The 13,353-nt window shown below is 33.1% G+C and carries 10 protein-coding genes and 1 other RNA gene; 10 read left to right on the top strand and 1 reads right to left on the bottom strand.

Going from position 1 to position 13,353, the window contains the following annotated elements:
* The first annotated feature begins 105 nt into the window (after positions 1 to 105).
* From recJ to L987_RS07970, 9 genes are all read left to right on the top strand, one after another.
* Positions 106 to 2,385, top strand: coding sequence for a single-stranded-DNA-specific exonuclease RecJ (recJ, locus tag L987_RS08005; RefSeq protein ID WP_047503964.1), 2,280 nt, complete (start codon positions 106 to 108; stop codon positions 2,383 to 2,385).
* Positions 2,386 to 2,397: 12 nt separating this feature from the next.
* Positions 2,398 to 2,916, top strand: coding sequence for an adenine phosphoribosyltransferase (locus L987_RS08000; RefSeq protein WP_002483102.1), 519 nt, complete (start codon positions 2,398 to 2,400; stop codon positions 2,914 to 2,916).
* Positions 2,917 to 3,241: 325 nt separating this feature from the next.
* Positions 3,242 to 5,431: a RelA/SpoT family protein gene (locus L987_RS07995; RefSeq protein ID WP_002483103.1), complete on the top strand. Its 2,190-nt coding sequence runs from the start codon at positions 3,242 to 3,244 to the stop codon at positions 5,429 to 5,431.
* Positions 5,432 to 5,443: 12 nt separating this feature from the next.
* Positions 5,444 to 5,896, top strand: coding sequence for a D-aminoacyl-tRNA deacylase (gene dtd, locus L987_RS07990; protein WP_011302954.1), 453 nt, complete (start codon positions 5,444 to 5,446; stop codon positions 5,894 to 5,896).
* Positions 5,893 to 6,768 carry an N-acetylmuramoyl-L-alanine amidase gene (locus tag L987_RS07985; RefSeq protein WP_047503963.1) on the top strand — a complete coding sequence of 292 codons (876 nt, stop codon included), beginning with the start codon at positions 5,893 to 5,895 and terminating at the stop codon, positions 6,766 to 6,768. Before dtd ends, L987_RS07985 begins: the two co-directional genes overlap by 4 nt.
* Before the next feature lie 327 nt (positions 6,769 to 7,095).
* A complete protein-coding gene (hisS, locus tag L987_RS07980; protein WP_011302956.1) occupies positions 7,096 to 8,358 on the top strand; it encodes a histidine--tRNA ligase in 1,263 nt (420 codons plus the stop codon).
* Between the two features lie 12 nt (positions 8,359 to 8,370).
* Entirely contained in the window at positions 8,371 to 10,137 is a 1,767-nt protein-coding gene (aspS, locus tag L987_RS07975; protein ID WP_047503960.1) for an aspartate--tRNA ligase, read from the top strand.
* A gap of 63 nt (positions 10,138 to 10,200) precedes the next feature.
* Positions 10,201 to 10,392, top strand: a non-coding RNA gene (gene ssrS, locus L987_RS13510) — 6S RNA.
* Positions 10,393 to 10,532: 140 nt separating this feature from the next.
* On the top strand, positions 10,533 to 11,303 hold the full coding sequence (locus tag L987_RS07970; RefSeq protein ID WP_047503958.1) for a tRNA threonylcarbamoyladenosine dehydratase: 771 nt from the start codon (positions 10,533 to 10,535) through the stop codon (positions 11,301 to 11,303).
* Between the two features lie 167 nt (positions 11,304 to 11,470).
* Here the strand turns inward: L987_RS07970 and L987_RS07965 are convergent, their stop codons facing one another.
* Positions 11,471 to 12,754, bottom strand: a complete 1,284-nt coding sequence (locus L987_RS07965) for a replication-associated recombination protein A (RefSeq protein ID WP_047503955.1) — start codon at positions 12,752 to 12,754, stop codon at positions 11,471 to 11,473.
* A gap of 86 nt (positions 12,755 to 12,840) precedes the next feature.
* On the opposite strand from L987_RS07965, the gene cymR reads away from it, so the two are divergent.
* A complete protein-coding gene (gene cymR / locus L987_RS07960; protein WP_002483110.1) occupies positions 12,841 to 13,260 on the top strand; it encodes a cysteine metabolism transcriptional regulator CymR in 420 nt (139 codons plus the stop codon).
* The last annotated feature ends 93 nt before the right edge of the window (positions 13,261 to 13,353 follow it).

The raw sequence follows: 13,353 nt of genomic DNA, 5'->3' as shown, positions 1-13,353 counted from the left end.
TAACTATATCTTTGTTCAGGCACTTGATTTTTATTTTTAAATGGAACCACTTTTTATTTTTGGATTTCTTTTGTATAATGACTTGTGGAAATGAGGGAGAATAGTATGATTAAATCAAAATATACTTGGGACGTTAAATCACCAGAAAATGAAATTACAGAGGATGTTTCATTAGATTTAAAACTAACTCCTATTGTAAAAAAAATATTAGAGAGTAAAGAAATTACCGATAAAGCAGCGATAGATCAATTATTAAAAAATAAACAAGTTATGCATGATGCTTGGTTGATGAGCGATATGGAAAAAGCCATAGAACGTATTAATTTAGCCATCGATCAAAATCAAAAAATATTAGTTTATGGTGACTACGATGCAGATGGTGTAACATCAACAACAATATTAGTAGAAACATTAAAAGCATTAGGCGCACATGTTGGTTGGTATATACCCAATCGATTTTCAGAAGGCTACGGTCCCAATGAAATGGCTTTTAAAAATGCACATGAGGAAGGTATTTCCTTAATAATAACAGTAGATAATGGTATACAAGGTCATGATGAAATACAGATGATTCAAGATTTAGGTGTCGATGTTATTGTTACAGATCATCATGAAATTGGTAGAACAATGCCTAGTGCGTTTGCTATTGTCCATCCAATGCATCCTGAGTTTGACTATCCCTTTAAATATTTATGTGGTGCTGGTGTTGCATATAAATTAGCGCAAAATTTATTAGATGAACCGCCAGCTTATTTTCTTGGATTAGTTGCTATTGGAACGGTTGCCGATTTGGTATCATTAACTGATGAAAACAGAGCTTTAGTCCAAAAAGGTTTAGAAATACTAAACGATCATTGTCCAGCATCAATTAAGGCAATACTTAAACAAGCGGGTTATAATGATGTAATTACGGAAGAAACGATCGGATTTATTATTGGCCCAAGATTGAATGCGGTAGGTAGACTCGAAGATGCAGCATTAGCTGCTGAGTTATTGATGACTGATAATGATGAAGAAGCAGAATTTTTAGCAGAACAAGTTGAATTCTTTAATCAAGAACGAAAAGATATCGTTGCCCAAATTACAGAAGAAGCATTAGCTGCTGCTGAGGATCAAGTCAAACAAGGGACAAAGTTTTTACTTTTAGCACAGGCAGATTGGCATGAAGGTGTACTTGGCATTGTTGCATCTAAGATAGTAGAAACATATAGCTTACCAACATTGATTTTAAATATTGATGAAGCACAAGATCATGCGAAAGGTTCTGCACGCAGTATAGAACAAGTCTCAATGTTTGAAATTTTAAATGCACATTCAGATTTAATTTCAAAATTTGGTGGGCATCATATGGCTGCTGGAATCACAATGCCAATTGAAAATATCGAAAGTTTAAGACAAGGCTTAAATGATTGGATGGCACAATTAGCATCAACAACATCACTAGAACCGCGTAAAAAAGTGGATGTTAAAGTAGCAGAAACAGATATAACAATCAAGAATATTCAAGATATTCAAAGACTTAGACCATTTGGTACTGACTTTTCAAGCCCATGTTTTGAATTAGAAGGCGTCATAGTCAATCAAGCTAAAGCCATTGGCCAAGATAAAAAACATTTGAAAATGGTATTAGGTGATAGCCAATTGCAAGCTATTTTTTGGCAGAATGGTCATCTTGTGAAAGAACTAGGAGAACAGCAACCTATAAATGTAATAGGTACACTTCAAATAAATGAATGGAACGGATTTCAATCTCCACAATTTATGATTCAAGATTTAGCAAGTAATAATTTACAAATTTTAGATTATAGAAGCAAAAGTAAAGTGAGTGGATTTGAACAAGACTCAAGTAACGTTGCATATCTCATTCATAACAAGAGTGAAAAATTAGATGATAATTATTACTACTATGGTGATACAATTGACCAATCATATGATAAATATGTATTTAGAGATTTACCACCTTCAATTCAAGCTATAAAAACAACACTTAAAACAGTTGATGTTTCTCAAATATACTTGGTGCTTAATCACGAACGCTCAATTTATTTTGAAGGTATGCCCAAAATGAAAACATTCAAAAAATGCTTTAAAGCATTGGCAACTAAAAAAGAAACAGATTTAGCTAAAGAAGGCATGCAATTATGCCAATTTTTAAATATACAACCAAGTATGCTTAAATTCATTCTAAAAGTTTTTCTTGATTTAGAGTTTATAAAAGATGAAAATGGTATAATTAAAATGAATAGTGTTTCAACAAAGAGAGAAATAGAATCTAGTAAATACTATCAAGGCAGACTAGATAGAATAGAAGTTGAAAAAGTGCTTCTCTATGATGATTTCGCTAATTTAAAAAAATGGATTAAAACTGAACTGGTAGATAAATAGGAGGAAGTTTGAATGGATTTAAAACAATATGTATCTGAAGTTGAAGATTGGCCAAAACCGGGTGTGAATTTTAAAGACATAACGACAATTATGGATAATGGAGAAGCGTATGGTTACGCTACTGATCAAATTGTTGAATATGCGAAACTTAGAGACGTAGATATTATTGTTGGACCTGAAGCGCGTGGTTTCATCATTGGATGTCCAGTGGCATATTCAATGGGCATTGGTTTTGCACCAGTGCGTAAAGAAGGCAAACTTCCACGCGAAGTTATCCGTTATGAATATGATTTAGAATATGGCACGAATGTGTTAACAATGCACAAAGATGCTATAAAACCAGGACAACGTGTATTAATCACGGATGATTTACTTGCTACAGGTGGAACAATTGAAGCTGCTATTAAACTTGTTGAAAAATTAGGTGGCATTGTTGTTGGCATCGCATTCATAATAGAATTAAAATACTTAAACGGTATTGAAAAAATTAAAGACTATGATGTAATGAGTTTAATTTCATATGAAGATTAAATTAATCTAGTAAAAGAAGTCAGATATGCACATTTTAAGGCATGTGCTATCTGGCTTTTTTATTTATTCAAATATAGACTGTTCTAAATGATACTTTGAAATGAAAATTAGAATAATTTTAAACTGGATTTTATTATTCGTATGGCCTACGCATTTATTTATTTAATAACATGTAGTATTATATAACTATTATACAAAATTTGGCCTAATAACGTAAAAAAACGTTATAATCGAAAATAATACAATGAATAGAAGCTATTGAAGCTAACGAAATATAATACTGGGTATCTAATAGCGATTAATATTTAGTATAGGGGTGTCTTAAGTGAACAATGAATATCCATATAGTGCAGATGAAGTACTATCTAAAGCAAAATCATATTTATCAAAAGAGGACTATGAATTTGTATTAAAAAGTTATCATATAGCCTACGAAGCACATGAAGGCCAATTTAGAAAAAATGGATTACCTTATATTATGCATCCAATTCAAGTTGCAGGTATCTTAACGGAAATGCATTTAGATGGTCCAACGATTGTTGCAGGTTTCTTACACGATGTAATTGAAGATACACCTTATACATTTGATGATGTGAAAGGCATGTTCAATGAAGAAATTGCAGTAATTGTTGAAGGCGTAACAAAATTAAAAAAAGTGAAATATCGATCTAAAGAAGAACAACAAGCAGAGAATCATAGAAAATTATTTATTGCTATTGCTAAAGATGTTCGAGTTATCTTAGTTAAATTAGCAGACCGATTACATAATATGAGAACATTAAAAGCAATGCCAAGGGAAAAACAAATTAGAATTTCTAAAGAGACATTAGAAATTTATGCACCATTAGCACATCGATTAGGGATTAATACGATTAAATGGGAATTAGAAGATACGGCTTTAAGATATACAGATTCTGTACAATATTTTAGAATCGTGAATCTCATGAAAAAGAAACGCAGTGAAAGAGAAGAGTATATTCAAAACGCGATTAATCAAATTCAGTCTGATTTAACTAGTATGAATATTGTAGGGGATATTAATGGTCGTCCTAAACATATCTATAGCATTTATAGAAAAATGGTTAAACAGAAGAAACAATTTGATCAAATCTTTGATCTATTAGCAATACGTATCATCGTCAATTCAATTAATGATTGTTATGCTGTGTTAGGTTTAGTGCATACATTATGGAAACCAATGCCAGGCAGATTTAAAGACTATATTGCTATGCCGAAGCAGAATATGTACCAGTCATTACATACTACAGTCGTGGGCCCTAATGGCGATCCATTAGAAATTCAAATAAGAACCTTTGAAATGCATGAAATTGCAGAGCACGGTGTTGCAGCACATTGGGCATACAAAGAAGGTAAGAAAGTAACTGAGAAGTCACAAAATTTTAATAATAAATTGAATTGGATTAAGGAATTAGCTGAAACAAATAATACAACTTCTGATGCTGAAGAGTTTATGGAAACTCTTAAATTTGACTTGCAAAGTGATAAAGTCTACGCATTTACGCCAGAAAGTGATGTAATTGAATTACCATATGGTGCGGTTCCTATCGATTTTGCCTATGCGGTACATAGTGAAGTAGGTAATAAGATGATTGGTTCAAAAGTAAATGGTAAAATTGAGCCGATAGATTATGTGTTACAAACTGGTGATATAGTAGAAATCAGAACGAGTAAACATTCTTATGGTCCTAGTAGAGATTGGTTGAAAATAGTAAAATCATCTAGTGCTAAAAGTAAAATACGTAGTTTCTTTAAAAAGCAAGACCGTTCTTCAAATATTGAAAAAGGTAAATTCATGATTGAAGCGGAAATTAAAGACCAAGGCTTTAGAGTTGATACCGTGCTAACGGATGATAATATCGCTGTCGTTAATGATAAATATAATTTTGCAAATGAAGATGATTTATTTGCAGCTGTAGGCTTTGGTGGCGTAACTGCACTACAAATAGTCAATAAATTAACTGAAAAACAACGTATTATCGATAAACAAAAAGCCTTGAATGAAGCACAAGAAATTACTAAATCTGTACCAATTAAAGATGATATTACAACCGATAGTGGTGTATATGTAGAAGGTATTGAAAATGTATTAATTAGATTATCAAAATGTTGTAATCCTATACCCGGAGATGATATCGTTGGATATATCACTAAAGGTCATGGCATAAAAGTTCACCGAACGGACTGTCCAAATATCAAGAATGAAAAAGAAAGATTGATACATGTTGAATGGGTACGCTCAAAGGATTCAACGCAACGCTATCAAGTGGATTTAGAAGTTTCTGCTTACGATAGAAACGGTCTTTTAAATGAAGTATTACAAGCTGTCAATTCAACACAAAGCAACTTAGTCAAAGTTTCAGGCCGTTCAGATATTGACAAAAATGCAGTGATTAATATTAGTGTTATGGTAAAAAATGTAAATGAAGTTTACCAAGTTGTAGATAAAATTAAACAGCTCGGCGATGTATACACAGTCACTAGAGTATGGAATTAGAGGTGCAACCAAATGAGAATCGTAGTTCAAAGAGTGAAACACGCTTCAGTCACAAATGACTCAGTAGATAATAAAATAAATAAAGGCTACTGTTTATTAGTTGGTGTAGGAAAATCATCAACTGAAGCAGATATTGCTACATTAGCGAAAAAAATTGTTAATGCACGTTTATTTGAGGATGCAGATGGTAAATTAAATTTAAACTTACAACAAGTTGAAGGAGAAATATTGTCTATTTCACAATTCACTTTGTATGCAGATGTTAGAAAAGGAAATAGACCAGGATTCACACAATCGATGTCACCTGATTGCGCTAATGAATTATATGAACAATTCAATGATACTTTACGCTCATATGGTATTAATGTATTAACCGGTGAATTTGGTACAGACATGCTTGTTGATATTGCCAATGATGGTCCTGTAACGATTATTTATGAAAGTCAGGATGGCAAAATCATATGAAGAAGTTCAATGATTGGTTAGAAAAACATAATCTTAGAAACATCCCCACACTTATTGTCGTTGTTGCATTTGTACTCTTTGTTTTTATGACCATTGCTTTCTTAAATCATAATGACGAAGACAGTAGTACGATTTATATTACTGAAGATGCTGAATTGAGAACAGGACCTAGCGCTGCTTATCCTGAAATACATTCAATTGACAAAGGACAAAATTTCCATAAAATAGGCAAAACTGGTAAATGGATAGAAGTTGTATCCAGTAATAACAAAGAAAAAGGTTGGGTAGCAGGTTGGCATACCAATTTGAATATTCAAGCAGATAAGAATCCCAATGCTAAACCATTAAAAGATAAAACAATTGTACTTGATCCTGGTCACGGTGGTAGTGATCAGGGTGCATCAAGTAATACCCACAAAAAAAGCAAAGAGAAAGTATATACTTTAAAAACGGCTAAAGAATTAAAGGCACTTCTTGAGAAAGAAGGCGCTACAGTAAGTATGACGCGTGAGTCTGATACTTATGTAACACTTGATGACCGTAATATTAAAGGTGATGCTTATATTAGTATACATAATGATTCACTTAAATCTTCCAAAGCAAATGGAAGTACAGTCTATTGGTTTAAAGACAATCAAAAAGTATTAGCTGAAACCTTAAGTGCGAGCTTGCAGAAGAAAGCGTTATTAACCAATAAAGGCGCAAGACAAGAAAACTTCCAAGTATTGAGACAAACAAACGTCCCTGCTGTCTTATTAGAGCTAGGTTATATTAGTAATCCAACAGATGAAGATATGATTACAGAAAAATTACATCGTCATATTGTAGAACAAGCAATTGTTGAAGGACTACGGGCGTATTTTTCAGAATAAAATGGTTGCATATTTTTAACAAAGTCGTTATCATTAAATATGAATTCTATATTAAAACCGATATGATTCTTGAAATTTCTAATTGAAATGGTAGCATTTTAAGTGTGTAGAGACATAATTCATGGCTGAAAAATTATGCAAATTAAGTTAGAAATATATAACACAAGAACAGGTGCTTTTTAAAAAGCCGCGTAACGAGCGTTAATCGTAAGAAGTGGGTTATAAATTACAACTTATAACCAATTAGGGTGGCAACACGGAAATTCGTCCCTTGTATGACTTATTAGTCATGCAAGGGTTTTTTTATTGCATAAAAGGAGAGATTCTATGATCAATATACCTAGAGGGACGCAAGATATTTTACCAAATGAAACTAAAAAATGGCGTTTTATAGAAGCAAGATTAGATGAATTAATGGAAGTATATAATTATCAAGAAATTCGTACACCTATTTTTGAGAGTACTGAATTGTTTGCACGTGGTGTAGGAGATTCTACAGATGTTGTACAAAAAGAAATGTATACTTTTAAAGATAAAGGTGATAGAAGCATTACGTTACGTCCAGAAGGGACTGCTGCAGTAGTTCGTTCATACATTGAAAATAAAATGCAAGGTTTACCAAATCAACCTATTAAGCTTTATTATAATGGTCCGATGTTTAGATATGAACGCAAACAAAAAGGTCGTTATCGCCAATTTACACAATTTGGAGTTGAAGCAATTGGTGCTGAAAACCCTGGTGTTGATGCTGAAGTATTAGCTATGGCAATGCACATTTATCAATCATTTGGGTTAAAACATTTAAAATTAGTGATTAATAGTATTGGTGATATCGATTCACGTCATGAATATAACGAAGCTTTAGTTAAACATTTCGAGCCAGTTATTGGCGACTTTTGTAGTGATTGTCAATCAAGATTGCACACGAATCCAATGAGAATATTGGATTGTAAAATAGATAAAGATAAAGAAGCAGTGAAAACTGCGCCTAGAATTACAGAATTTTTAAATGAAACATCTAAGCAGTATTATGCAGATGTCAAACAACATTTAGATGACTTAGGTGTACCTTATGTTGAAGACCCTAATTTGGTACGAGGCCTAGACTATTATACGCATACTGCATTTGAATTAATGATTGATAATCCTAACTATGATGGTGCGATAACAACTTTATGTGGTGGCGGTCGTTATAATGGATTATTAGAGTTATTAGATGGACCTCACCAAACAGGTATAGGTTTTGCTTTAAGTATTGAAAGGTTACTGTTAGCACTTGATGAAGAAAACATTGAACTAGATACTGAACATGACTTTGATTTATTCATTGTTACGATGGGTGAAGAAGCAGATCGATATGCAGTTAAATTACTTAATGATTTACGTCGAAATGGTGTTAAGGCAGATAAAGATTACTTACAACGTAAAGTTAAGGGTCAAATGAAACAAGCGGATAGATTAAATGCTAATTACACAATTGTTATTGGTGAGCAAGAATTACAAGAAAATAAAATTAACGTTAAAAATATGCAAACAGGTGAAAGTGAAAGCGTTGATTTAGATAAATTAGTTAATTATTTTAAAAAATAAGGAGAAGATAAAATGAGTAAACGTACAACATATTGTGGTTTAGTAACAGAATCTTTATTAGATCAAGAAGTTACATTAAAGGGTTGGGTACACAACCGTAGAGATTTGGGAGGATTAATTTTTGTTGATTTACGTGACCGTGAAGGTTATGTACAAATCGTGTTTAATCCAGATTTTTCTGAAGAAGCATTGAAAACTGCTGAAACTGTAAGATCGGAATATGTTGTAGAGGTTAAAGGTCTAGTTAAAAAACGTGACCCTCAAACAGTCAATCCTAAAATTGCAACGGGTCAAGTAGAGGTGCAAGTATCAGAAATCAATATCATTAATAAATCAGAAACGCCACCTTTTGCTATTAATGAAGAAAATCAAAATGTTGATGAAAACATTCGATTGAAATATAGATATCTTGATTTAAGACGACAAGAATTAGCACAAACTTTTAAAATGAGACATCAAACAACACGTTCAATAAGACAATATTTAGATAAAGAAGGCTTTTTTGATATCGAAACGCCAGTATTAACTAAATCAACGCCTGAAGGTGCGCGTGATTATCTTGTACCTTCTCGTGTACATGATGGAGAGTTTTATGCATTACCACAATCACCTCAAATTTTTAAGCAGTTATTAATGATTAGTGGTTTTGATAAATACTATCAAATCGTCAAATGTTTCCGTGACGAAGATTTACGTGCCGACCGTCAACCAGAATTCACTCAAGTCGATATCGAAATGAGCTTTGTTGATCAAGAAGATGTCATGGATATGGGTGAAGAAATGTTGCAAAATGTCGTAAAAGATGTCAAAGATGTTGAAATTCCACGTCCATTCCCAAGAATGACATATAATGAAGCAATGGAACGTTATGGGTCAGATAAACCAGATACACGTTTTGAAATGGAGTTAATTAATGTATCTGAACTTGGCGAAGAGATGGACTTCAAAGTATTTAAAGATGCCGTTAATAATGATGGCCAAGTTAAAGCAATCGTTGCAAAAGGGGCAGCTGATCAATATACTAGAAAAGATATTGATGCATTAACTGAATTTGTAAATATTTATGGCGCTAAAGGATTGGCTTGGGTCAAAGTGGTTGATGACGGTTTAAGTGGTCCAATCGCTAGATTCTTTGAAACAACACATATTGAAAAATTACAATCATTAACAAATGCAGAATCTGGAGATTTAGTATTATTTATTGCTGATAAACCCAATGTTGTTGCTCAAAGTTTAGGTGCACTTAGACTTAAACTTGCAAGAGAGTTAGACTTAATAGACGAATCTAAATTGAATTTCTTGTGGGTAACAGATTGGCCATTATTAGAATATGATGAAGATCTCAAACGCTATACTGCAGCACATCATCCATTCACAGCACCAAAACAAGAAGATATTGAAAAATTAGATAGCGAACCTGAAAATGCACAAGCTAATGCATACGATGTTGTGTTAAATGGTTACGAATTAGGTGGCGGATCAATCAGAATCCATAACGGAGAGCTGCAAGCTAAAATGTTTGAAGTCTTAGGCTTTACTGAAGAACAAGCTCAGGAACAATTTGGTTTCTTACTTGATGCATTCAAATATGGTGCACCACCACATGGTGGTATTGCGTTAGGACTTGACCGTTTAGTTATGCTATTAACTGGTCGTACGAATTTACGTGATACGATTGCATTCCCTAAAACGGCTTCAGCAACGTGTCTATTAACAGATGCACCAAGTGAAGTTTCTGAAAATCAATTAGAAGAACTATCATTACGTATACGTCATTAATATGTTTACGAAGTTTTAATTCTTGCTATATTTTAATATTGTGTTATGATTATTCCATAAGGTAGTCATCTGTAGTGTTCGTAAGTTTGCTTCATATTTGGGCCTAACACTCTTTGATCCGGGAGCCCAATGGGTTTTCTTGCAGCGCACACGCCTCATTTAGGAGGACTTGCAAAACAAGAAACAGGGCACCCACCTGTTATAAGCAGGCCGAATGATCAAGCATTTTATAACTACGGCACTAACGGACTCTATCGGTACGCAAGACTTCGGTCTTGCGTATTTTTTTGATATTAAACGATAAACTATACTTTTAAAATACATGAACGACGAAAATATAATTTTGACAATATGATTTTTAAAATAAATAATTTTTTATGAATAAGGAGTATGACATGAAACACCAATTTTCTAGAAATGAATTAGCATACGGTCAGGAAGGCCTGGCGCTTTTAAAACAAAAGACTGTTGTTATCTTAGGTGTAGGTGGCGTAGGTTCATTCGCAGCTGAGGCACTTGCAAGAACTAATATTGGACATATTATTCTTATAGATAAAGATGATGTTGATATTACTAACGTCAACAGACAACTTCACGCTTTGACAACAACCATTGGGCAAAGTAAAGTAACATTGATGGAGGAACGCATTAAACTTATTAATCCTGATTGTAAGTTGACACCTCTACATATGTTTTATACTGAGGATACATATGAGGAATTATTTAATAATTATGATATCGATTATTTTGTCGATGCAAGTGATACAATTATGTATAAAGTTCATCTTATGAAAGAGTGTTTGGATAGAGGGATTTCTGTGATTTCGAGCATGGGTGCGGCAAATAAAACAGATCCTACAAAATTCCAAATTGCCGATATCTCAGAAACATATATGGATCCTATGGCTAAAATCATTCGTAGAAAATTAAAAAAATTAGGTATAACCAAAGGGATACCAGTGGTCTTTTCTGATGAAAGTCCAATCGTCATTAGAGAAGATGTTAAAGAAACTGTTGGAGACGCAAATGCTTCAACAAGAAAGGCACAAATTCCACCTTCATCTAATGCCTTTGTACCGAGTGTAGTGGGTTTAATTAGTGCTAGTTACGTTGTTAATGACATTTTAAAAGATATACCTGTAACTAGAATTAAGGATAAAAAATAATAAGTGCTACAAAAGACTATTTTTGTGCGATGTTTAATTTAAACAATTAAAAGTAATAATAAGGCCTAAATTAAAAAGCGCTAATCCATCTTCATTGGGTTAGCGCTTTTCATATTTGTAAGGATTAAAATAGAAAGTGATTTCATCATATTTGAGGTAATGTGGCTTTAGCCTTTATTTTTTTGCTGCGATTGATTAATATGATCGAACACAGCTTTAAATTGTTGCTCACTTTTTGAAGTTGTTTTTGGTTCATAGTATATTCTATTTTTCAATTTATCTGGTAGATATTGTTGTGTGACAAAACCATTTTCATAGTTATGTGGATATTTATAACCAATAGAACGACCAAGTTCTTTTGCGCCAGCATAATGACCGTCTTTTAGATGATCTGGTATTTGACCAACATGACCTTTTCTAATATCGGAAAGGGCTGCATCAATCGCATTGATACCTGAATTTGATTTTGGAGATAAACAAAGTTCTATGACTGCTTGACTTAATGGGATTCTAGCTTCAGGAAAACCTAATCTTTCAGCTGATTCAATTGCAGCTAGTGTACGTTGACCTGCACTTGGAGAAGCTAGTCCAACATCTTCAAAACTGATTACAAGTAATCTTCTAACTATTGTGGGTAAATCCCCAGCTTCAATTAAACGGGCAAGATAGTGTAACGCAGCGTTAACATCACTACCGCGGATTGATTTTTGGAATGCACTCATCACATCATAATGCATGTCGCCATCTTTATCACTTACAAAAGCGCCTTTTTGTAGGCAATCTTTTGCATCTTGCAAAGTAATATGTCGTTGTTGATCAATATTTTCCGAACTCAATACGGCTAGTTCCAAGGCATTTAATGCACTCCTAACGTCACCTTGACTTTGGGTTGTAAAATAAGCCATAGCGTTTTCATCGACCTTTGGATTGTAGCTAGCTAAACCTCTTTCAGAATCATTTAATGCTCTATCCAATGATACCCTGACATCGTTTTCGTCAAGTGGATATAACTCGAAAATTTGAGCACGAGATCGAATCGCAGGATTTATCGCATGATAGGGATTTGACGTCGTAGCACCGATTAACACAATTTTTCCATTTTCTAAATGTGGTAATAAAAAATCCTGTTTCGCTTTATCTAAACGGTGGATTTCATCTAGTAATAAAATAACTTGTCCAGACATTTTTGCTTCTTCTACAATGAGTTGCATATCTTTTTTAGTATTTGTAACAGCGTTTAACTGTCTGAATTTAAATTGAGTACTTCCTGATATGGCTTTCGCGATACTCGTCTTACCAATACCAGGAGGTCCATAAAATATCATTGAAGAAAGTCTTTTAGTTTCAACCATTCTTCGAATAATTCCTTTTGGTCCAACTAAGTGTTCTTGAGAAATGATTTCATCGATATTATTTGGACGCATTCTTGAAGCTAATGGTTCATTTGTCAAAATCTTTCACACCTTTCTTATTCTATATTAACTTAAAAAATGATAGAATGTTAATATATAGTATTCGAATTAAGTGAGGTAATATAATGAAAATTTCAACAAAAGGAAGATATGGGTTAACATTAATGATATCGCTTGCCAAAAAAGAAGGTCAAGGATGTGTGTCATTAAAATCGATAGCAGAAGAAAACAACTTAAGTGATCTGTATCTAGAGCAATTAGTAGGTACATTAAGAAATGCCGGATTAATTCGAAGTGTTCGTGGTGCAAAAGGTGGCTATCAATTAAGAGTACCAGCGGATGAAATTACTGCTGGTGATATTATACGCTTACTTGAAGGACCAATTACCTTTGTCGAAAGCATAGAGTCTGAACCACCTGCACAGAAACAGCTTTGGATCAGAATGAGAGATGCGGTAAGAGATGTACTTGATAATACATCTTTAAAATATTTAGCTGAGTATAAAGAAACTAATAACTTAGACGGTTATATGTTTTATATTTAATGTGTAAGCCATCATTTTTTATTAGTTTATATATCTATGTTAGTAAAAAACAAAAATTTTTTATTTGTATGTTTTATTAGTTTACTGAGTGGT

The organism is Staphylococcus sp. ZWU0021 (assembly GCF_000798895.1).
GTDB classification, from domain to species: domain Bacteria; phylum Bacillota; class Bacilli; order Staphylococcales; family Staphylococcaceae; genus Staphylococcus; species Staphylococcus saprophyticus.
The sequence above is the reverse complement of the archived record's forward strand: the minus strand, read 5'-3'. Positions and strand labels throughout refer to the sequence as shown.